Here is a 20,687-nt window from a genome sequence, read left to right as displayed (position 1 = left end):
CCCGGCGTCACCTCCGGGTCTCGGTCATGGCGAGGTAGGCCGACTCCAGCGCGCTGCCCGCCGGGGCGAGGCCGGTGACCGGCACGCCCCGGGTGACGAGCGCGGCGAGCAGTCCGGCGGCCTCGGTCTCGGTGAGCGGTCCGACCTCGGCGCCGCCCGGCAGCTCGCGGACGGGCCCGAGCCCCGGGTCGAGGCCGGGCAGGTCGTCGATCGCCATCGTCAGCGCCTCGGCGAGCCGCTCGCGGTCCAGCGAGCGGATCCGCCACCGGACGCGCGCGACGGCGGCCTCGGCGAGGTCGGCCATCGCGTGCTCGCCGACCGTCCGCCCGTGGTCGACCAGCACGACCCGGTCGGCGATCTCCTCCAGCTCGCTGAGGATGTGGCTGGAGACCAGCACCGCGACGCCGTCGGCCGCGAGCGAGCGCAGCAGGTCGCGCAGCTCGACGCGGGAGCGCGGGTCGAGGCCGGAGGCCGGCTCGTCCAGCAGCAGGACGCGGGGCCGGTGCACCAGCGCCCGCGCCACCCCGAGCCGCTGCTTCTGCCCCCGCGACAGCGCGTGGACGGGCTGCCCCGGCTGCTCGTCGAGGTGGACGAGGGTCAGCAGCGCCCTGATCCGGCGGGCCCGCGCCTCCTTCGACAGCCCGTAGGCGTCGGCGAAGAACTCCAGGTACTCCTGGACGGTGAGCTGGTCGTACACGCCGAAGGTGTCCGGCATCCAGCCGAGCGCCCGGCGTGCCGCGCCGGGATCGGCGCGGACGTCGTGCCCCGCGACCCGCACCCGGCCCTCGCCCGGCCGCAGCAGTGTCGCGAGGATGAGCAGCAGCGTCGTCTTGCCGGCGCCGTTCGGCCCGACCAGTGCGGTGACCTGACCGTAGGGAACGGTGAGGTCGAGTCCGCGCAGCGCTTGCACCGGGCCGAAGCGCCGCGACACGCCGCGCGCCTCGATCCCGAGTCCTTCCGGGGCTCCCACAAGCCCACCTCCCGACACGCCGGGGTCTTCCCATGCGACGTGCCGGGACGGCGCACGGTTCCCGGCGACGTGTTGTTCCCGTCCCTCAACGCCCGGTCGGTACGCCCGGTGATCGTCTCTGTCCGGCGGTGATCGTCGGCGGTGATCGCTCCTACTCGACCGTCACGGACTTGGCGAGGTTGCGCGGCTGGTCGACGTCATGGCCCTTCGCGGTCGCCAGCTCGCACGCGAACACCTGGAGGGGCACGGTCGTGACCAGCGGCTGGAGCAGCGTCGGCACGGCCGGGACGCCGATCAGCGTGTCCGCGTACGGCTCGACCGACCGGTCGCCCTCCTCGGCGATCACGATCGTCCGGGCGCCGCGGGCGCGGATCTCCTGGATGTTGGAGACGATCTTGTCGTGCAGCACGTCCCGGGCCCGGGGCGGGACGATCACCACGACCGGCAGCCCCTGCTCGATCAGCGCGATCGGGCCGTGCTTCAACTCGCCCGCCGCGAAGCCCTCGGCGTGCATGTAGGCCAGTTCCTTGAGCTTCAGCGCGCCTTCGAGCGCGACCGGGAAGCCCACGTGGCGGCCGAGGAACAGCACGCACCGCTCCCCCGCCAGCGACCGGGCCAGCTCCCGGACCGGCTCCATGGTCTCCAGGACCTTCTCCACCTTCTCCGGCATCCGCTCCAGGAGCTGCACCATGGCGAACACCTCGTCGCCCCACTTGGTGCCCCGCACCTGCGCGATGTAGAGCGCGATCAGGTAGACGGCGACGAGCTGGGTCAGGAACGCCTTGGTGGAGGCGACCGCGATCTCGGGCCCCGCGTGCGTGTACAGGACGCCGTCGCACTCGCGCGGCAGCGTCGAGCCGTTGACGTTGCAGATGCCGAGCAGCTTGGCCTTCTGCTCGCGGGCGTGCCGGACGGCCATCAGCGCGTCCATCGTCTCGCCGGACTGGGAGATCGCGATGACCAGCGTCGTCGGCGACAAGATCGCGTCGCGGTAGCGGAACTCGCTGGCCAGCTCCACCTCGCAGGGCAGCCCGGCCCAGTGCTCGATCGCGTACTTGGCGATCAGCCCGGCGTGGAAGGACGTCCCGCAGGCCACGATGATGATCTTGTCGACCTCGCGCAGCTCCTGGTCGGAGATGCGCATCTCGTCCAGCGTGAGCCGCCCGTCGGCGCCGATCCGGCCGAGCAGGGTGTCGGCGACCGCGCGCGGCTGCTCGGCGATCTCCTTGAGCATGAAGTAGTCGTGGCCGTCCTTCTCGGCGGCCGACACGTCCCAGTCGACGTGGTACTCCTTCACCTCGGCGGGGCGGCCGTCGAAGCCGGTGACCGTGACCCCGCCGGGGCGCAGCTCGACGATCTGGTCCTGGCCGAGCTCGATCGCGTCGCGGGTGTGGGCGATGAACGCGGCGACGTCGCTGGCGAGGAAGTTCTCCCCGTCGCCGACGCCGACGACCAGCGGCGAGTTGCGGCGCGCGCCCACCACGAGGTCGGGGTCGCCGGTGTGCACGGCGACCAGCGTGAACGCGCCCTCCAGGCGGCGGCACACCCGCCGCATCGCCGCGGCGAGGCCGCCGCCGGCCTTCAGCTCGTCCTCCAGCAGGTGGGCGACGGCCTCGGTGTCGGTGTCGGAGCCGAGCTTGTGCCCGGCCTCCTCCAGCTCGCCGCGCAGCGCCGCGAAGTTCTCGATGATCCCGTTGTGGATCACCGCGACGGAGCCGGTGCAGTCGACGTGCGGGTGGGCGTTGCGGTCGTTGGGCGCGCCGTGCGTCGCCCACCGCGTGTGGCCCATGCCGAGCGTCCCGGCGGGGAGCGGCTCGTCCTCCAGCGCCCCGCGCAGGTTCACGAGCTTGCCCGCGCGCTTGGCCGTCGCCAGCCCCCCCTCGGCGAGGACGGCGATCCCGGCCGAGTCGTAGCCGCGGTACTCCAACCGCGCCAGGCCCTCGATCACGACGTCGAGCGCGGGCCTGCCGCCCACGTAACCCACGATTCCGCACATGACGGCAAGCCTATGCAATGCCGCCGCCCCGCCCCACCAGCACGTCACCGAAAGATGTGGCGCTACCGTGTACGGACGGTGAAGAGGCGGGCGGCCAAAACCGGGAAGCCCGGCTGGGTGGATGGTTACTGTTCGACCCATGACGAGCGGATGGGACAGCGTGCCGAGCCCCTATGTGGAACTCTCCCGCGACGCCTGGCGCGCGCTGCGCGAGAACACCCCGCTGCCGCTCACTCCCGGTGAGCTGGACGCGCTGCGGGGCCTGCGCGACCCGATCGACATCACCGAGGTCGAGGAGGTCTACCTGCCGCTCTCCCGGCTGCTGAACCTGTTCTTCCTCTCCGACGGGCGGCTGCGCGACACCGTCAGCGGGTTCCTCGGCGGCGAGGTTCAACCGACGCCGTTCATCCTCGGCGTGGCGGGCAGCGTCGCGGTCGGCAAGTCCACCACGTCCCGGCTGCTGCGGACGCTGCTGGCGCGCTGGCCCGAGCATCCGAGCGTGGAGTTGGTCACCACCGACAGCTTCCTCTACCCCAACGCCGTGCTCACCGAGCGCGGGATCATGGACCGGAAGGGCTTCCCCGAGTCCTATGACCGGCGCGCCCTCGTGCGGTTCGTGTCGGCGATCAAGGCGGGGGCGGAGGAGCACGCTATCCCCGTCTACTCGCACCTGGAGTACGACATCGTCCCGGGCGCGACGCAGACCGTCCGGCGGCCCGACATCCTGATCGTCGAGGGCCTGAACGTGCTCCAGGCCCCGCCCGCCGGCCAGCTCGGCGTGTCGGACTTCTTCGACTTCTCGATCTATGTGGACGCGCGGGTCGAGGACATCCGGCAGTGGTACGTCGACCGGCTGTTCGCGCTGCGCCGCACCGCCTTCACCGACCCCCGCTCCTACTTCCACAAGTACGCCCACGAGCTCGACGAGGACGAGACCGCCGCGTTCGCCCAGCGGGTCTGGCGGGACGTCAACGAGATCAACCTCGTCTCCAACATCCTGCCGACGCGGGCGCGGGCCACGCTCGTCCTGCACAAGGACCGGGAGCACGCCGTCCAGCGCGTCCGGCTGCGCCGCATCTGAGGGGTCTGACAGGCTTTCCAGGGAACCGTCCCGTCCGTCCGCGAGTCGAACCCGCGATCACGAGGCCGGGCCGTCCCAGGGAAACAGGAGAGATGTCGCACACACCCCCCGAAGCGCCGCTGGAGTCCGTGCCGCCGCTGCTGGTGGAGCCGCCCTGGTCCGAGGGGGCGCCGCGCGACACCGAGCCGGTCGTCCTCAAGGGCCTGAAGGCTCCCCGGGTCGCGACCACGGTGCACTGGGCGCCGGGCCAGCGGGAGGAGTGGCTCGCGAAGGGCCGCGCCGACTACCCGCCGCTGGGCGACACCGACTGGGACGCCGCCGCCGCGTCGTTCGCCGACGGAACGATCCAGCAAGGCGAGCGCCTCCGCCGCCGCCAGTCGGCCTTCGACATCCTCCTGCACGGCCCCGAGGAGCACGGCCGCGCCCTGCTCGCCGACGAGCGCTACCACGCCGACCTCTCCGGGACGTTCGCGCTGCGCGGCATCGTCGCCCGCTACGAGCTGGACGCGCTGCCCCTCGTCCTCCACCAGGACAACCTCTGGGCGCTGTACCCCTTCTTCGACGCCCGCATCGCCCAGCTCTGCCTCAAGCACAAGGACAACTCCTACAGCCACCCGGCGAAGGACTGGTTCGTCCAGCACGGCCCGGCCGCGATCGCGCTGATCGTCCCGGACCTGCTGCGCCGCCCCGGGCCCAAGCGCGAGCGGGCCGAGGTCCACGTCCGCTCCGTCGCGGACGCGCACGGGGGCGAGGCGGTGCTGGAGGCCGTCCGCCCCTACGGCGAGGAGGTGGTGCGGGCGGTCGCGTCACTCGGCATCGACCCGCTCGACCGGTACCCGAGCCCGCTGCCGGAGATCGGCTTCGACGTGGCCGCGCTGCCGCCCGTCCTGCTGGCGGGACGGGAGTCCGCGCTGCCGGAGGCCGCCGTCCGGAACCTGGTCACGATGTTCCTGATCTCGACGCCCGAGAAGCCGTACGCGGGCGTCGAGCGGGTCGTGAAAGCCTGCGATCCCGAGTCGCTGGCCGAGTTCGCCTGGGCCCTCTACAAGGCCGACGACACCCGCCCGCGCTGGACGTCGCCCGGCGTCGAGTACGCGCTGCGCCTCCTCGGCGACGACCGGACCGCCGCGCGGCTCGGCCCGATCGTCGCGCGCTGGGACAAGGGCACGTCCTGGTACAACGGCGGCTCGTCCGCGCTGGGCGTGTTCACCTCGATCGGCACCGACGGCGCGCTCCGCCAGCTCCACCGGCTCGCGCAGAAGGCGAAGGACCAGCGGCGGATCCGCCGCCACAGCCGGTCACTGATCGACGGCATCGCCAAGAGGCGCGGCCTGGACGCCGAGCAGCTCGCCGACCTGCTCGTCCCCGACCTCGGCCTGGACGCCTCCGGCGGTCTCACGCTCGACTACGGCCCCCGCCGCTTCACGGTCGGGTTCGACGAGCACCTCAAGCCGTTCGTCGCGGGCGAGGACGGCAAGCGCCGCAAGACCCTCCCCAAGCCCGGTGTGAGGGACGACGCCGCCCTCGCCCCGGCCGCCCACCAGCGCTTCACCGAGCTGAAGAAGGAGGCCAGGACCGTCGCCGCCGAGCAGATCAAGCGGCTCGAAGCGGCGATGGTGAAGGGCCGCCGGTGGACGCCCGAGGAGTTCCGGGCCCTGTTCCTGGCCCATCCCCTGATGTGGCACATCGCACGGCGCCTCGTCTGGAGGTCGGGCGAGGTCGAGTTCCGGGTCGCCGAGGACCGCGGCCTCGCCGACGTCCGCGACGACGCGGTCGAGATCTCCGCGCCCGTCGAGCTGCCGCACCCGCTGCGCCTCGCCGCCCCGGACGCCTGGGCGGAGGTGTTCGCCGACTACGAGATCCTCCAGCCGTTCCCGCAGCTCGGACGCCCCGTCCACACCCTCACCGCCAAGGAGCGGGACGCGGCGCGGCTGGAGCGGTTCGAGGGCGCCCGCGTCCACTTCGGCGCGATCCTCGGCCTCGTCGACCGGGGCTGGAAGCTGGGCCCGAAGGAGACCGGCGGCTTCCACCGCCACGTCTCGCGGGAACTCGCCGAGAACAGCCATCTGGTGATCGAACTGGACCCGGGCGTCCGCGCCGTCGCCCCGGACGAGTACGCCGAGCAGGAACTCCGGGTGGTCGCGCTCGCCAGAACGTCCTACGGCCAGGGCGAGCGCCTCCTCGCAGACCTGGACGAGGTCACGGCCTCCGAGCTGCTAGCGGAACTGACCCGCCTCACCGGAGCGCCCGGCAGCTAGCCCATGGCCTCGGCGGTGTCCAGTTCGGTGCGGTCGCCCAGCAGTTCCCAGCGGAGCAGGGAGAGGGGGACGTTGCCGTTGCTCCACAGCCGGTCGTGGACGGTCCGCAGGGCGAAGGCGTCGCCCTGGCGGCGGTGCGCGTCGTTGATCAGGCGGAGTAGCTGGGTCTTGCCGATCTGGTAGGTCAGCGCGCGCAGCGGGGTCTCGGCCAGGTCGGCGGCCGAGCCCTCGACCTGCTCGACCTCGCCCTCCGCCTCGAACGAACCGAAGCGGTCGCGCTGCCAGACCTCCACCTCCGGCAGCGTGAACTCGCCGACGGCGAGCCGCACGTCGGCCTCGACCCGCTGGGCGCGGATCGCCATCATGTCCAGCGCGGTCCGCCGCAGGAACGGGTCGGCGTCGAACAGGCCCGCGCGCAGCACGAGTTCCTCGTGGTAGAACGCGATGCCCTCCACGGGCCCGGAGTCGTAGAAGAACCGGCGGAGCGGGTCGGGGTGGTGCCAGGACCGCGCGAGCTGGTCGGCGTGCACGCCCTCGTGGAACAGCGCCACCATCGGGTCGATCGCCTGGAGCCGGTCGTAGCCACCGAGCGCCGGGCCGGGCTCCTCGATGTAGCGGATCGCGTTCGCCGACGGACGCGACGGGCCCGTCACGTCGTGCGGCACGCCGAGGTGCTGGAGCGGCGCCAGGTAGCCGGGCATCGGCGCGAACAGGTAGCGGCCCACGTCCCCGGCCGGGGAGAGCAGGCCCTGCTCGTCGAGGAAGCGGGTGAGGCGCCGGTGGGCGTCGGCCTCGCGGGCGATCTGCGTGGACCGGTCGGGGAGGACGGGCGGGTCCTCGCCGCCCCGGTTGCGCTCGACCAGCTCCAGCCAGCGTGCCCGCTCGGCCTCCAGCCGGGAGACGGCGACCATCTCCTCGGGGGTGAACGGGGTGAGCGCGACGGCGCCGAGGAAGTGGCGCGCCGCGTCCGGGCCGGGCGACCGGTAGGGGCCCATGGACGGGCGCCGCGTCCGCAGCCATTCGCGGTAGTCGCCGAGGGCGGCCGCGGCGTCCGTCAGGGCGCCGCGCATGCGGTCGGCGTGCGGGGCGGGCAGCAGCGGGACGAGATGCTCGGCGACCTCCGCGAACTGGCCGCCGACGGGGTCGAGCTGGCGGATCGTGAAGTCGGCCAGCTCGGCGGCGGGCGCGTCGAGGTTGGCGCGCGCGTGCTCCAGCGTCCGGGGGATGGACGCGGCCTTGGCGACCAGGTCGGCGGCACGCTCCTCCCCGAACGGCGGCGGGGCCAGCAGCGCCTCGAACAGCACGCCGACCGACTGGTCGACGTAGAAGCGCGGGTTCGTCCGCCACAGCGGGTAGCGCTCCAGCTCCCAGCGGGCGCGCGCGAGCACCGACCCGAGCAGGTACCAGTCGACCTGTGCCGGGACGGGCGCGGCGCCGTCCCGCAGGCCCCGCCGGCGGCGCTCGAACCCGGCGAGCGCGTCGAGGCTCGCCTCCATCGCCGCCGCGGAGAAGTCCGGCACCCACCCGGCGGGGCGCTCCAGGCGGTCGATGTCGTCGCCGGTCTGCGGTCGCCTGGCGGCGCGCCATGCCCAGATTTCGAGGCCCAGGCCGGTCAGGGCGTCCATGGCGGCTCCTTCTACTCGGCGTGGGCCACGGAGAGGGAGCGGAGGCGGTAGGCGGCCAGCAGGGTGCCGCCCAGGCTGACGCCGATCAGCAGCGGGACCGCGACCGCGAGGTCCACCGTGGACTTGACCGGCGTCGCCGAGGTCATCGCGTCGGTCACCGACAGCGCCCACTGCTGGATCGACGCCGACTTCGCGCCCGGGGCGAAGTTGCCGAGCAGGCTCTCCCAGACCAGCGCGTACAGCAGGCCGATCGTGACGGCGTTGCGGCTGGCGACCGCGAGCGCCACGAACACGGCGCTGTAGGTGACGCCGCCGACCAGGACGCCGGCCGTGAAGGCGGGCGCCATCCCGGCCGTCGAGCCGGTGAGGACCATGCCCGCGAGCAGCGTCGGCACCACCGCGAACACCGCGACCAGCACGATCGCGACCGCCAGCTTGGTGAGCACGACGACCTGCCGGGGGATCGGCTTGGTCAGCACGTACATGATCTGCCCGTCGTCGATCTCCGGGCCGATCACGCCGGTGCCCGCGATCAGCGCGAGCAGCGGCAGCAGCGTCGCGAGCCCGAACTTCTGCAGGACGTCGGCGGAGATGTCCAGGTCGTTGTTGCCGGTGTAGCGCAGGACCGCCGCGAGGACGAGCAGCACCAGCGGCAGCGCGAGCAGCAGCAGCGCGCGGCGCCGGCCGAGCATCGCCCGGAACGTGATCATGGCAATGGTGCTGTTCATCGGGCCACCAGGTAGGAGAAGACGCTTTCCAGGGACTCGTCGGCCGGGGAGACCTCCCACAGCCGGACGCCCGCGTCCCGCGAGACCTGCGGGAGCAGCCAGGTGAACCGCTGGAAGTCGACGGCCTCGACCTGGAGCCCCTTGTCGGTGAGCTGGACGCTGCGCGCCGAGCCGTCCGCGATGATCGCGGCGGCGAGCCGCCGGTCGTCGGAGGAGCGCACGAGGAAGATGTGCGGCCGGTCGGTCATCAGCCGGCGGATCTTGCGGAAGTCCCCGGACGCGGCGTGCCGCCCGGCGACGATCACCTCGATGTGGCTGGCGAGCCGCTCGACCTCCTCCAGGATGTGCGAGCTGAACAGGATCGTGCGGCCCTCCTCGGCCATCCGGCGGATGAGGTCCATCAGCTGGAGCCGCTGCCGGGGGTCCATGCCGTTGAACGGCTCGTCCAGCAGCAGGACGGGCGGGTCGTGCACGAGCGCCGAGGCCATCTTGATGCGCTGCTTCATGCCCTTGGAGTAGTTGCCGATCGTCCGGTCGGCGGCGTAGTCCATCTCGACCTGGCCGATGGCGCGGCTCGCGGCGGCGGCCGGGTCGCGCAGCTTGTGCAGCTTGGCCATCGCCAGGATGAACTGGCGGCCGGTGAGGAAGTCGTAGGCGGCCTCCCGCTCCGGGACGAGCCCGAGGCTGCGGTAGATGCCCGGGTTCTGCCAGATCGGGGCGCCGTCGAGCGTGACGGTCCCGGACGAGGGCGCGAGGAACCCGCCCATCATGTGGATCAGCGTGGACTTCCCCGCGCCGTTCGGGCCGAGCAGCCCGGTGACGCCGGGTCCGACCGTCATCGAGACGCCGTTGACGGCGACGACGTTGCCGTACCAGCGCGACACCGCGTCCAGTCGCAGTTCGCTCACGACAGGCCAGCCTTCCGGAACCGGCGGTACAGGACCGCGACCGAGCCGAACACGATGGCGGCGCACATGGCGAGCGCGACCACGCCGCCCTTCAGACCGGGCGCCACCTGCACCGAGGACTTCTCCGCGTTGAGCAGCCTGACCTGCACGGTGTCGACCAGGTTGAACGGGGCGAACAGCCCGGCCCAGCCCGAGAGCGTGAAGTTGGTCTCGCTCTCGGCGATGCCCTGGACGACCAGCACGAGCGTGCTGCTCAGCATGAACACGGCGATCACGGCGGCGACGCCGAAGCCGCGCCGGGGCGTGAACGCCGCGACGACCATCCCGATCGCGGCGAGGACGAGCGCGAACAGCGCGCAGCCGACCAGCGCGGCGAGGTAGCGGCCGAGCTGGTCGGCCGAGTGCGGCACCTTCGTCACGAGGCCGCCGACGTACAGGACCGTGACGGGCACCGCGATGAGCGCGAACAGCGCGCTGGTCATCGCCGCGATCTTCGCCAGCACGAAGTCGAGGTGGCCGACCGGCCGGGAGAAGTACAGCGGGACGACGTGGAAGCGCAGCTCCCGCGAGGCCAGCACCGGCGCCTGCGTCGCCAGGAAGATCGCGATGATCACCTGGAGCGTCGGGGCGTAGGAGGAGTAGCGCATCAGCACGTCCTCCTCCTTGGTGACGGCGAACACCGCGACCGAGCCGGCGGCGGGCAGCATCATGATCGCCGCGAGGATGAACGGCATCACCTTGGCGCGGGCGGGGCGGCCGAGGCCGAACGCGGCGCGCAGGCTGTGCACGTACAGGGACCGCAGCACGTAGGCGCGGCCGTTGCGGCGGCCGTCGTAGTGCCGGTAGCCGATGTCGTGGATCGTGCTGGTGCTCATCGCGGCGCTCCCTGCGGGAGGTTCGGGACGTTCGCGCCGGGCGGACCAGGCGCGGCGGGCGTCTCCTGGAAGACCTCTTCGATGTGGTGGCGGCGCTGCTCCATCCGGATCAGCCGCAACCCGAGTTCCGCGACGCCGTCGCGGACGAGGTCGTAGGTGCTCTCCCCCGCGATGTCGACGACGAGGAACCGGCCCTCGGCGCGGACGGCGGCGCCGTGCTCGTGCAGGACGCGGTGCAGGGCGTCGCGTCCCTCGTCGACCTCGACGGTGAGGACGCCGCTCTCGGTCGTGTACGCCTCGACGGCCTGGGAGCGCAGCAGTTTCCCGCCGTCGATGATGACGACGTGGTCGCAGACGCGCTCCAACTCGCCCAGCAGGTGCGAGGTGACCAGGACGCTGATGCCGAACTCGGCGCCGATGCGGCGGATCAGGTCGAGCATCTCGTCGCGCCCGGCCGGGTCGAGGCCGTTGGTGGGCTCGTCCAGGAACACGAGCTTCGGGTCGTGGACGAGCGCCTGCGCGAGCTTCACCCGCTGCCGCATGCCGGTGGAGTAGCCGCCGATCGGGCGGTAGCGCTCCTCGTACAGCCCGACGTGGCGGAGGGTGTCGGCGGCGCGCTCGCGGGCGGCGGTCGGCGGCAGCCCGCACATCCGCGCCATGTGCACGACGAACTCGGTGGCGGACACGTCCGGCGGGAGGCACTCGTACTCGGGCATGAACCCGACGCTCTCGCGGATCTTGACGCCCTCGCGGGCGATGTCCATGCCCAGCACCGAGGCGGTGCCGGTGCTCGGCGGCAGCAGGCCGAGGAGGATCTTGATGAGCGTCGACTTGCCGGCGCCGTTGGCGCCCACGAGCCCGACGACCCCGGGTTCGACGGCCACGGAGAGGTCGTCCAGGGCGGTCACCCGGGGGAACCTCATCGTCAGCCCCTGGGTGGCGATGATCGGCATACCCCGAACCTAGCGCCTGGCCCGCCGGCGCACGTCACCCTTAGGTGCTACGCGGTACGGCCGAAGGTCCGACATGCGATCGACCTAGGTTCCCCTGCCGGCGGGAGCCCGCCCCTTCCTGTGGAGCACGAGCCTCCACATCAGGCGCTGGAGGAGCAGCGTCGCCGTCCCGGCGATGATCATGCCCGCGAAGTTGACGCCGAGTTGCAGCAGCGACCCGTCGATCTCGCTGCCGTGCCGGAGCGCGAGCGCGACCGCGAGGTTCCCGGCGGCGGGCACGGTCGTCACCGAGATGAACACCCCGACCAGCGCGGAGGACTTGCCCGCGGTGAGCGAGAGCACCCCGGCGGCGCCCGCGAGCAGCGCGACGATGAACGACCAGCGGTCGGGGCTGTAGATGAACGCGGTGAGGGGGCGGTCGTCCGGCAGCCGGGACGTCTCGATCACCCCGGTCCACCGGCTCACGACCGCGCACGCGTAGGTGATCGCGATCGCCACCGCGAACCCGACGATCAGGGCGCGCAGCGCCTCGACGATCCGCCACGGCTGCCGCCGCGTCAGCCCGTAGCAGATCGCCGCGACCGCGCCGAACTCCGGGCCGAGCACCATCGCGCCGACCACCAGCACCGGTGAGTCGATCAGCGCCGCGATCGCGGCAAGCTGGGTCGCCAGCGCGAGGAAGGCCACGAACGACCAGGTCAGCGCCGTCCCCTCGCTGACCTGCCGGTCGAGTTCCTCCCACACGACGGCGTCGTCGCCGTGGCCGGGGGCGCGCTCCTCGGCGCGCTCGGCCGCGTCCGACAGCGACAGGTCGATCTTCTCGATGCTGATCGAGCCGTCCCGTTCCAGGTCGAGGGCCTGGAGGGCGGCGAGCACCTCGTTGGCGGACTCGCGGGCGATGTCGCTCAGCACGAGGTCGCCGCTGGGGGAGCGCGCCGCGCCGGGGATCACGACGATGTTGGTGGCTCCGGCGCAGTCGGCGAGCGCCTCGCAGGCGTCGTCGGTGCGATCCGCCGGGACGATCGCTCTGAGGTGCAGCACGCGGTCCATCGTGCCGTAAACGCGCCACCGCTGGTCGTACAGTGTGATCGTTTATCGCGGACTTAACGGGCAAAGCACAACAAAAACGTGGGTGGTGGCGGTATGGCGTGGCGGAACCAGGTGGCGGTCGCGGGGACGGTGCTGGCCGTCCTCGCGGTGAGCGGCTGCGAGGGGAAGGTCGGGCTGTCCGACACCTCCTCCCCGTCGGCGGCGCCGGGCACGAAAGGTTCGGGGCGGGATCTGTCCTCTCTGCGGGTCGCGTCCGAGGGCGACGGCGGCGGCTACAGGCGCGACAGGTTCGGGACGCGCTGGAAGGACACCGACCACAACGGCTGCGACCAGCGCAACGACGTCCTCGCCCGCGACATGGAGGACGTGCGGAAGAAGGGGTCGTGCGTCGTCCTGGCGGGCCGCCTGCACGACCCCTACAGCGGCAAGGAGATCACGTTCAGCAAGTCCGACGCGGCCGAGGTGCAGATCGACCACGTCTACCCGCTCGCGCTCGCCTGGCGGATGGGCGCCTCCCGCTGGGGCGAGGACCAGCGCGAGCGGTTCGCCAACGACCACGCGAACCTGCTCGCCGTCTGGGGCGTGCCCAACCGGCAGAAGAGCGACTCGGGGCCCGGCGAGTGGAAGCCGCAGAAGGACTTCCAGTGCGCCTACGCGGTCAAGTACGTCGCGGTCGCCAAGAAGTACGACCTGCCCGTGACGCGTTCCGACCACGACGCCCTGAGGAGCTTCCTCTCCCGGTGCTGACCCTAGGATCGGGGGATGAGCAGCGAACACCATGACGCGTCGCCCAACGGCCAGGTGCACGGCGAGGCGGAGGAGCGTCCGCGCGTGCGCACCGAGCGCGGCGTCGGCGCCCGCGCGACCGGCGCCGAGGTGACCGGCGCGTCCGCCACCGGCCTTACGCTGCGCCTCGGCACCGGCCTCGGCTCGCTCGCGCTCGGCTCGGTGGCGGTCGGCGCGCTCGCGGTCGGCGCCGTCGCGATCGGCAAGCTCGTGATCAAGCGCGCGGTGGTCGAGCACCTCCAGGCGGGCACCGTCGAGATCGGGCACCTCAAGGTCGGCCGCCTGGAGATCGACGACCTGGTCCGCTAGCCGCCCAGGGCGGCCGCTATCCGCCCAGGGCGGCGCGGACGACGCCCGCGAGGCGCTCGGCCACCGCCTGCGCCTGGTCCTGCGCGGCCGCCTCGACCATCACCCGCACCATCGGCTCGGTGCCGCTCGGCCTGATCAGCACCCGGCCGGTGTCGCCCAGCTCCGCCTCGGCCGCCGCGACGGCCTCCGCAAGCTCCGGCGAGGTCTTCGCGCGCCCCTTGTCGACGTCCCGGACGTTGATCAGCACCTGCGGCAGCCGGTTCATGACCTTGGCCAGCTCGTCCAGCGGACGGCCGCGCCGCACCATCGCCGCCAGCAGGTGCAGCCCGGTCAGCACGCCGTCGCCGCTGCTCGCGTGGTCGAGCATGATCACATGGCCGGACTGCTCGCCGCCGAAGTTGAACCCGCCGTCCTTCATCGCCTCCAGCACGTACCGGTCGCCGACGGCGGTCTCGACCAGCGTGACGCCCGCCGCGCGCATCGCGAGCTTGAAGCCGAGGTTCGACATCACGGTCGCGACCACGGTGTCACCGGCCAGCGCGCCCGCCTCCCGCAGGTCCAGCGCCAGGATCGCCATGATCTGGTCGCCGTCCACGACCTCCCCGGCCCCCGTCACCGCGAGGCACCGGTCGGCGTCGCCGTCGTTGGCGATGCCCGCGTCCGCGCCGTGCTCGCGGACGGCGGCCTGGAGCGCCTCCAGGTGCGTGGACCCGCACCCGGCGTTGATGTTCAGGCCGTCCGGCGCGGCGCCGATCGTGATCACCTCGGCGCCCGCGCGGCGCAGCGCCTCGGGCGCCACGTCGCTGGACGCGCCGTTCGCGCAGTCCACGACGACGCGCAGCCCGTCCAGCGATACCGGCAGCGTCGTCATCAGGTGCGCCACGTACTGCTCGACCGCGCCGTGCGCCTCCCGCACCCGGCCGACGCCCGCGCCGGTCGGCGGGTCCCACGGCGCGCCGATGCCCGCCTCGATGCGGTCCTCGATGGCGTCGGGCAGCTTGAAGCCGTCGCGGTCGAACAGCTTGATCCCGTTGTCGGGGGCCGGGTTGTGCGAGGCCGACAGCATCACGCCGAGGTCGGCGTCCAGCGCGTGCGCCAGGTGCGCCACCGCCGGGGTCGGCAGGACGCCGAGCCGCAGCACCTCCACGCCCGCGCTCGCCAGGCCCGCCACGACCGCGGCCTCCAGGAACTCCCCCGAGGCCCGCGTGTCGCGCCCGACCACCGCCAGCGGCCGGTGCCCCCGGAACGCGCCCTCCTCGCCCAGGACCCGCGCCGTCGCGACGGACAGGTCCATGGCGAGCCGGGCGGTCAGATCACGGTTGGCGAGCCCGCGCACGCCATCGGTCCCGAACAGACGACCCACAGTTCAACTCTCCCGATAGAGACGAGAAGGGCCGCGCCGGGCCCCGTCCCAGATGTCCACAAGATCCGCATATGTTCCGGAGCCGACGTCCCGCGCGACGCCGCCCGGATCCGGCTGTCGATCAAACCTAACGGGCGCGCCCCTCCGGAGTCGCGTCAAGCCGGATATGGCGAGACACGGATGAGCGGCGCAGAACGGAAACCCCGGACACGGGCGAGCCGCCGCACCCCGCGCTGGCGGGATACGGCGGCTCGGACCGGCCTGGGCCGGGTCGATCAGCGCTTGCTGTACTGCGGAGCCTTGCGGGCCTTCTTGAGACCGGCCTTCTTGCGCTCGGGCACGCGCGCGTCGCGGGTGAGGAACCCGGCCTTCTTCAGCGCCGGGCGGTGCTCGATGTTCGCGAACTGGAGCGCGCGGGAGATCCCGAGGCGCAGCGCGCCGGCCTGGCCGGTGGTGCCGCCGCCGTTGACGCGGGCGAGCACGTCGAACTGGCCCTCAAGGCCCAGCAGCACGAACGGCTCGTTCACGATCTGCTGGTGGACCTTGTTGGGGAAGTACTGGTCCAGGGTGCGGCCGTTGATCTTCCACTGGCCGCTGCCGGGGACGATCCGGACCCGCGCGATGGCCTGCTTGCGGCGGCCGGTGCCCGCGGAGGGGCCGGTGGCGATCGGCTGGCCGATCGTGCTCTCGCCCGCGCCCTCGGGGGTCTCGGTGCTGTACTCGGACGGTGCGTCCTCGTAGGAGTCGAACTCGGCGCCCTCGGCGGGCGCCTCCGTGCCGGTGGACTCGTCCACGGTTCTCCTTGGTGTTCTAGCCAGGGCGGCTGGCCCGCATCAACGGGTGCCCCGGCGGCCACGTCTGTTCTTCCGGGCACGCGGTCGCGCGTGCACGGGCCTACTTCTTGATCTGGCTGATCTGGGTGATCTCGAACGGGACGGGCTTCTGCGCCTGGTGCGGGTGCTCCGGACCGGCGTAGACCTTCACCTTCCCGAACATCTTCCGGCCGAGGGAGTTCTTGGGCAGCATGCCCTTGATCGCCTTCTCGACGGCCCGCTCCGGGTGCTTGGCCAGCAGGTCGGCGTAGGCCACCGAGCGCAGGCCGCCCGGGTATCCCGAGTGCCGGTAGGCGCGCTTCTGCTCCAGCTTGTTGCCGGTCAGCGCCACCTTGTCGGCGTTCACGATGACGACGAAGTCACCGGTGTCGAGGTGCGGCGCGTAGATCGGCTTGTGCTTGCCCCGAAGCAGCTGCGCGACCTGACTGGCGAGACGGCCCAGCACGACATCGGTCGCGTCGATGACGTACCACTGACGCTGGACGTCAGCGGGCTTAGGGGTGTACGTGCGCACGGTCGTAGGCCTTCGTTTCTCGTCGACTTCACAGCGGATATCCTGCTCGCGCCGATCAGAGGTCTGCATCCGACCAGGCGCTCCGGGACGCCGGGGACCGCGCGTTCACACGGGGACACACCGGCTCGTCGTTCGCGTTCGACCCCCCGCCCTGCGGGCAGGCGTCTACACACACAACAAACCCGCAGAATACCCAGTCGCCAGGGCTAGAGCAAATACGCCGCCCCCCTGGCCGGGGTCGCCCATTTTGCTTGATCTACGGGTTTTCGGGCCTATAACGGGATAAGGTGCGCCCGACCGGTCCACGCCGGCACGCGCCGGCCCGCACCCGGGAGCCCCCGCTGTCCACTCCCCGCAGACCCGGCTCGTCCGCCGGACGCCACGAGCCCCGGCACCCCGCCTCCTCCCCCTCCGGCCCCCCGCCCCCCGGCTCCCCGCCCTCCGCCGGCCGGCACTCGCGTCCGCCCGTCCCGCCGCCGCCCCGCCGCCGGCGCACCGGGACCAGGGCCATGATCGCCCTCGGCGTCACCGTCACCGCGTCCGCGCTGGCCGTCGGGACGGGCGTGGCGCTCGACCGGTTCGTCCTGCCCGAGCTGCGGTCCGAGCCGACGGCGGCCGCCGCGCCGTCCTCCACGCCGGTCGCGCCCACCCCGACCGGCATGCAGCGCACGACGAAGCCGCCGAAGCGGCCCCGCACGAGCACGCCCGCGCCGGTGGAGACCTCGAAGCCGACGCCCACCCGGACGAGGCGGGCGCCGGTGCGGCCGACGCGGCGGCCGTCCGAGACCGCGAAGCCGGCGCCCAGCGAGACGCCGCCGCTGAGGCTGGCGGGCGGCGGCGCCGTGGCGACGGTCGCCTCGCTCACCAACGCCGAGCGCGCGAAGGCCGGCTGCAAGCCGCTGCGCGTGGACGCGCGGCTGGCCAGGGCCGCCCGCAGGCACTCCGCCGACATGGCGGCGCGCAACTACTTCGACCACACCTCGCGCAACGGCGACAGCCCCTGGAAGCGGATGGAGGACGCCGGATACCCGAGCCCCGGCGCGGAGAACATCGCCAAGGGGTACGCGACCGCCGCCGCCGTCGTGGCCGGCTGGATGAAGAGCCCGGGCCACCGCGCCAACATCCTCAACTGCGACCTGCGCGCCATCGGCGTCGGCATGGCGGCGGGCCGGGGCGGCCCGTTGTGGACACAGGACTTCGGCTGGACGTGACGCCCGCCCCGCCCCCTGACCGGCTCCCGACTGACCGGCCCTGACCCTGTAGGGGCACCGCGCGCGCACCGGGCGTGACCTTGGCAAAACCGCCGCCGCCCGGTTCGCCCCCATGTCATGGTGGGTGTTCCGAAGGTCCAGAGCCCTGAACGACGAACGGTAAGGTCCCACCCATGGGTTATCCGGGCGATCAAGGCAAGCCCGGCGGTCGGCCGTCCGTGCCGCCGCCGCACGAGCCGTACGGACCCGGAGGCGACAGGCCAGAGGCGTCCCCGTACGGCAGCGACCACGACGAGAGCCTTTTCGCGCCGCGCGCGGAGGCCGGGCCCGGACCCTCGGGCACCGACCCCTTCGGCGTGCCCGACCCCTTCGGCGTGCCCGACCCCTTCGGCGCGCCTGAGCCGTTCGGCGGGTTCGGCGAGCCGTCCGCCACGCAGTCCTTCGGGCCGCCGGGGCAGTCCTTCGGGCCGCCGGGGCAGTCCTTCGAGCCGCCGGGACAGCCGGGCCAGCCGGGCCAGTCCTTCGGGCCGCCCGACGACCCGTCCGGCCCGAACCCCTTCGGCGCCCCGGCCGCCCCGTCCGGCGCGAAGCCCTTCGGCCCGGGGGACGAGACCGTCGCCGGGTCGCCCTTCGGCGCGCCCGACCCGCCGCCCGGCGCCAACCCCTTCGGCGCTCCGGACGACCCGTCCGGCCCGAACCCCTTCGCGCCCGCGGACCAGCCCGTCGCCGGGCAGTCCTTCGGCATGCCGGGCGAACTGCCGCCCGGCGGGCGCGAGGAGATCACCGCGCCCGCGCGGCGCCGGAACCTGCCGCTGATCATCGGCGGCGCGGTGGCGGCGGGGCTCGTGCTCATCGGCGGCGGCGTCGGGGTGTCGTCGATGATGAAGGACGACCCGAAGCCGAAGAAGGCCGCGGCGCCCTCCCCCACCGCGTCCAAGCCGCAGGCGCAGCCGAGCCCCGAGGTCCCGGCGCTGGAGCCGGTGAAGCTCAGGAGCCGCGCGACCGACCCGAAGGCGCTGACGCTCACCGAGGTGTTCGGCAAGTCGTCCTTCAAGGCGGGCAAGCAGAAGTACCTGCGGACGGCCGTGAACTCCAAGAAGGGCTGCACCGGCGTCGTCGGCGGCGCGACGCTGACCAAGACGCTCAAGAGGGGCGGCTGCGCGCAGGCCCTGCGCGCCACCTACGCCCTCGGCACGGGCAAGCTGATCGGCACCGTCGGCGTCCTGAACCTGAGGACGGAGGCCGCCGCCAAGCAGGCCGTGAAGGCTGCGGGCAACAAGGACGCCTTCCTCCAGGCGCTCCCCGGCAAGGGCATCTCCAGCACCAACGGCAAGGGCGAGGCGCTCGGCACGTCCGAGGTCTTCGGCCACTACGTCATCATGACCTGGGTGCAGCGGCCGGACGGCAAGAAGATCGACGCCAAGTACCACTCGGTCGTCCGCGCGTTCGGCGCGCAGCTCGTCAAGGGCAGCGGGCTCTCGCTGGCCCTGCACTACAGGGAAACCGAAGGCAAGCCTCTCCAAAAGTGACCGCTATGAATACGCTGTCTGCTTATGTCTGGACCTGAAGACACCCGGGAGCCCGCCGAGACGGCGGGGGCGCGGGCCGTACCCGCCGCCGCGGCTCCGCCGAGCTTCGGCGGCGCGGCCTCCCCGGACGAGGCGCCCTCCGGCGACGCGGCGAGCGCCGCCGCCGGAACGGAGCCCACGCCCCCCGCTCCCCGCTCGCTTCCCCCGTTCGGCCTGCAAACTCCCTGGTGGGCGGCCGAGACGCAGGACGCGGCCCCGGCCGTCCCGCACCAGGCCCCCGCGCCGGTCGAGGCGCCCTTGGCGGCACCGGTCGAGGTGCCGGCCGCCGCGCCCGTCACCGTGCCGGAACCACCCGGGGCCGCTGAGGAGCAGCCGCCGGTGCGGGCCGTCGTCGCCGCCGTGCAGGCCCCGGGCGATTCGCCCGGCAGGCTCGTCGCCGGACGGGGCGTGCCGAGCGTCGACTCGCGCCGCGCCGTCCCGGCCGAGCCGCTCCTCGGCCCGCCGCCGGACGACACCGACACCGACCCCGACGGCATCCCCGCCGTCCGGCCCGCGCAGCACCTCGTGAAGCAGCCCGAGGAGGCCCCGCCCGCCGCCCCGGAGCCGGAGCCCGAGCCCGAGGCGGCCGAGAAGGAGGCCGCGCGGCTGTCGGCGTTCGAGAAGGCCAAGGAGGCCGAGAAGCAGCAGGTGCCGCTGGCGCCCGTGCTCGTGCCGGACGCGATCCTGCCGCCCGGCGTCGTGCCGCCCACCGGCAGCGGGCCGTTCCCGAGCACCGGGTCCGAGCAGCCGCCCCCGCCCCGTCCCGACGGCGCCGCGCCACCGCCCATGCGCCCCGGCGGCGGGAACATGCGACGCCCGCTGCTGATCGGCGGGGGCGCGGCGGTCGTGCTGGCCGCCGTGATCGGGCTGTTCGCCATCGGCGGGACGGGGTCGGGCTCCGAGAAGGACAAGGGCAAGGCCGCACCTCCCACCCAGCAGGCCGCCACCCCGGCGCCCAAGCCGCCCCCCGTCGACATCTCCGACGAGAAGACCGACCCCAAGGAGATGGAGTTCACCGAGATCTTCCCGGCTCCCACGATCACGCTCGGCGGCCGCCCCTACGTCCGCGACCGCTGGTCGATCAACAAGGACCTGCGGTACGCGGCGAACGGCGCGATGCTGTCCGCGCTCACCAAGGAGAACTGCCGGAAGGTCGTCCGCGCCACCTTCCTCGACCGGAACCGCGACATCGCCGTGACCTCCGGCGTCGCGGTGCTGCCGACCAAGGCCGCTGCGCTCAAGGTCAGCCGGGCCGGAGACCCCGGGAAGTACGAGTGGTTCCGGGGGATGTCGGCCAAGCACGCGCCCGACATCGACCGCGCCGGCGGGTACGCGGCGTCCACCGTCCGCGGCCGGTACCTCGTCTACGCCTACGTGCAGCACGCCGACGGCAAGCCCACCAAGCCCGGCGACGCCATGATCAAGCAGATCGCCCAGCAGTTCCTGGACTATGACGTCCGCCCCATTGAGGCCCGCAACCACGGCTGAACTCATCGAGCCCCGGCCCAAGGGGGCTCGCCTGGCGGCTGTGTTAATGAAGCCCCGGCCCAAGGGGGCTCGCCTGGCGGCTCGCCCCCTTGACCGCGCCTTGGCGGGCGCGGCATCGCTTCGCGATCTTCCCGGTGGGGGCTCGCCTCCGGCTTCGCCCCCACCGGTCAG

The 20,687-nt window shown here is 73.0% G+C and carries 18 protein-coding genes; 7 read left to right on the top strand and 11 right to left on the bottom strand.

Going from position 1 to position 20,687, the window contains the following annotated elements; all coding sequences use genetic code 11:
• Positions 1-7: 7 nt before the first annotated feature.
• Positions 8-970 (bottom strand): ABC transporter ATP-binding protein, encoded by a 963-nt coding sequence (locus KLI87_RS20190; RefSeq protein ID WP_214618254.1) that lies wholly within the window; start codon positions 968-970, stop codon positions 8-10.
• A 151-nt stretch (positions 971-1,121) separates the two neighbouring features.
• Positions 1,122-2,966: a glutamine--fructose-6-phosphate transaminase (isomerizing) gene (glmS, locus tag KLI87_RS20185; protein ID WP_156219717.1), complete on the bottom strand. Its 1,845-nt coding sequence runs from the start codon at positions 2,964-2,966 to the stop codon at positions 1,122-1,124.
• A 139-nt stretch (positions 2,967-3,105) separates the two neighbouring features.
• Between glmS and coaA the strand changes: the two genes are divergently transcribed.
• Positions 3,106-4,047, top strand: a complete 942-nt coding sequence (coaA, locus tag KLI87_RS20180; protein WP_214618253.1) for a type I pantothenate kinase — start codon at positions 3,106-3,108, stop codon at positions 4,045-4,047.
• Positions 4,048-4,139: 92 nt separating this feature from the next.
• Positions 4,140-6,305, top strand: coding sequence for a DUF4132 domain-containing protein (locus KLI87_RS20175; protein ID WP_214618252.1), 2,166 nt, complete (start codon positions 4,140-4,142; stop codon positions 6,303-6,305).
• Here KLI87_RS20175 and KLI87_RS20170 read toward each other — a convergent pair.
• The 6 genes from KLI87_RS20170 to KLI87_RS20145 form a co-directional block, all read right to left on the bottom strand.
• Entirely contained in the window at positions 6,302-7,930 is a 1,629-nt protein-coding gene (locus KLI87_RS20170) for a DUF885 family protein (protein ID WP_214618251.1), read from the bottom strand. The genes KLI87_RS20175 and KLI87_RS20170 overlap by 4 nt on opposite strands.
• Positions 7,931-7,941: 11 nt before the next feature.
• Positions 7,942-8,658: an ABC transporter permease gene (locus tag KLI87_RS20165; protein ID WP_214618250.1), complete on the bottom strand. Its 717-nt coding sequence runs from the start codon at positions 8,656-8,658 to the stop codon at positions 7,942-7,944.
• Positions 8,655-9,566 (bottom strand): ABC transporter ATP-binding protein, encoded by a 912-nt coding sequence (locus KLI87_RS20160; RefSeq protein ID WP_214618249.1) that lies wholly within the window; start codon positions 9,564-9,566, stop codon positions 8,655-8,657. Before KLI87_RS20160 ends, KLI87_RS20165 begins: the two co-directional genes overlap by 4 nt.
• Complete coding sequence (locus KLI87_RS20155; protein ID WP_156219727.1) at positions 9,563-10,441, bottom strand: ABC transporter permease; 879 nt, start codon at positions 10,439-10,441, stop codon at positions 9,563-9,565. The genes KLI87_RS20160 and KLI87_RS20155 overlap by 4 nt, the downstream gene beginning before the upstream one ends.
• Entirely contained in the window at positions 10,438-11,394 is a 957-nt protein-coding gene (locus tag KLI87_RS20150) for an ABC transporter ATP-binding protein (RefSeq protein ID WP_214618248.1), read from the bottom strand. Before KLI87_RS20150 ends, KLI87_RS20155 begins: the two co-directional genes overlap by 4 nt.
• 84 nt (positions 11,395-11,478) lie before the next feature.
• The gene (locus KLI87_RS20145; protein WP_214618247.1) at positions 11,479-12,435 is read right to left on the bottom strand and encodes a DUF389 domain-containing protein; all 957 of its coding nucleotides are present in this window, start codon (positions 12,433-12,435) and stop codon (positions 11,479-11,481) included.
• A gap of 102 nt (positions 12,436-12,537) precedes the next feature.
• Here KLI87_RS20145 and KLI87_RS20140 point away from each other — a divergent pair, with 102 nt between their 5' ends.
• Positions 12,538-13,191: an HNH endonuclease family protein gene (locus KLI87_RS20140; RefSeq protein ID WP_214618246.1), complete on the top strand. Its 654-nt coding sequence runs from the start codon at positions 12,538-12,540 to the stop codon at positions 13,189-13,191.
• Between the two features lie 15 nt (positions 13,192-13,206).
• A complete protein-coding gene (locus tag KLI87_RS20135; protein WP_214618245.1) occupies positions 13,207-13,539 on the top strand; it encodes a hypothetical protein in 333 nt (110 codons plus the stop codon).
• Positions 13,540-13,555: 16 nt separating this feature from the next.
• Here the strand turns inward: KLI87_RS20135 and glmM are convergent, their stop codons facing one another.
• From glmM to rplM, 3 genes are all read right to left on the bottom strand, one after another.
• On the bottom strand, positions 13,556-14,902 hold the full coding sequence (gene glmM / locus KLI87_RS20130; protein ID WP_214618244.1) for a phosphoglucosamine mutase: 1,347 nt from the start codon (positions 14,900-14,902) through the stop codon (positions 13,556-13,558).
• 275 nt (positions 14,903-15,177) lie between these two features.
• A complete protein-coding gene (gene rpsI, locus KLI87_RS20125) occupies positions 15,178-15,696 on the bottom strand; it encodes a 30S ribosomal protein S9 (protein ID WP_214618243.1) in 519 nt (172 codons plus the stop codon).
• 100 nt (positions 15,697-15,796) lie between these two features.
• A complete protein-coding gene (gene rplM / locus KLI87_RS20120) occupies positions 15,797-16,249 on the bottom strand; it encodes a 50S ribosomal protein L13 (protein WP_214618242.1) in 453 nt (150 codons plus the stop codon).
• Between the two features lie 509 nt (positions 16,250-16,758).
• Between rplM and KLI87_RS20115 the strand changes: the two genes are divergently transcribed.
• The 3 genes from KLI87_RS20115 to KLI87_RS20105 all read left to right on the top strand — a co-directional run bounded on the left by KLI87_RS20115 (position 16,759) and on the right by KLI87_RS20105 (position 20,516).
• Positions 16,759-17,460: a CAP domain-containing protein gene (locus KLI87_RS20115; RefSeq protein WP_214618241.1), complete on the top strand. Its 702-nt coding sequence runs from the start codon at positions 16,759-16,761 to the stop codon at positions 17,458-17,460.
• A 173-nt stretch (positions 17,461-17,633) separates the two neighbouring features.
• On the top strand, positions 17,634-18,989 hold the full coding sequence (locus tag KLI87_RS20110; RefSeq protein ID WP_214618240.1) for a hypothetical protein: 1,356 nt from the start codon (positions 17,634-17,636) through the stop codon (positions 18,987-18,989).
• Between the two features lie 24 nt (positions 18,990-19,013).
• Complete coding sequence (locus KLI87_RS20105; RefSeq protein WP_214618239.1) at positions 19,014-20,516, top strand: hypothetical protein; 1,503 nt, start codon at positions 19,014-19,016, stop codon at positions 20,514-20,516.
• Positions 20,517-20,687 lie beyond the last annotated feature (171 nt).

This window comes from Actinomadura sp. NEAU-AAG7 (genome assembly GCF_018603865.1).
GTDB classification, from domain to species: Bacteria; Actinomycetota; Actinomycetes; order Streptosporangiales; family Streptosporangiaceae; genus Spirillospora; species Spirillospora litoris.
Note: the sequence above shows the minus strand (reverse complement) of the source record. Positions and strands in the feature narration are given on the sequence as shown.

What these genes read in the sequence shown, in the direction of transcription:
- glmS (WP_156219717.1), bottom strand. Translation starts at nt 2,966, where the DNA reads ATGTGCGGAATCGTGGGTTACGTGGGCGGCAGGCCCGCGCTCGACGTC.
- coaA (WP_214618253.1), top strand. Translation starts at nt 3,106, where the DNA reads ATGACGAGCGGATGGGACAGCGTGCCGAGCCCCTATGTGGAACTCTCC.
- KLI87_RS20175 (WP_214618252.1), top strand. Translation starts at nt 4,140, where the DNA reads ATGTCGCACACACCCCCCGAAGCGCCGCTGGAGTCCGTGCCGCCGCTG.
- KLI87_RS20170 (WP_214618251.1), bottom strand. Translation starts at nt 7,930, where the DNA reads ATGGACGCCCTGACCGGCCTGGGCCTCGAAATCTGGGCATGGCGCGCC.
- KLI87_RS20165 (WP_214618250.1), bottom strand. Translation starts at nt 8,658, where the DNA reads ATGAACAGCACCATTGCCATGATCACGTTCCGGGCGATGCTCGGCCGG.
- KLI87_RS20155 (WP_156219727.1), bottom strand. Translation starts at nt 10,441, where the DNA reads ATGAGCACCAGCACGATCCACGACATCGGCTACCGGCACTACGACGGC.
- KLI87_RS20150 (WP_214618248.1), bottom strand. Translation starts at nt 11,394, where the DNA reads ATGCCGATCATCGCCACCCAGGGGCTGACGATGAGGTTCCCCCGGGTG.
- KLI87_RS20140 (WP_214618246.1), top strand. Translation starts at nt 12,538, where the DNA reads ATGGCGTGGCGGAACCAGGTGGCGGTCGCGGGGACGGTGCTGGCCGTC.
- KLI87_RS20135 (WP_214618245.1), top strand. Translation starts at nt 13,207, where the DNA reads ATGAGCAGCGAACACCATGACGCGTCGCCCAACGGCCAGGTGCACGGC.
- KLI87_RS20115 (WP_214618241.1), top strand. Translation starts at nt 16,759, where the DNA reads ATGATCGCCCTCGGCGTCACCGTCACCGCGTCCGCGCTGGCCGTCGGG.
- KLI87_RS20110 (WP_214618240.1), top strand. Translation starts at nt 17,634, where the DNA reads ATGGGTTATCCGGGCGATCAAGGCAAGCCCGGCGGTCGGCCGTCCGTG.
- KLI87_RS20105 (WP_214618239.1), top strand. Translation starts at nt 19,014, where the DNA reads ATGTCTGGACCTGAAGACACCCGGGAGCCCGCCGAGACGGCGGGGGCG.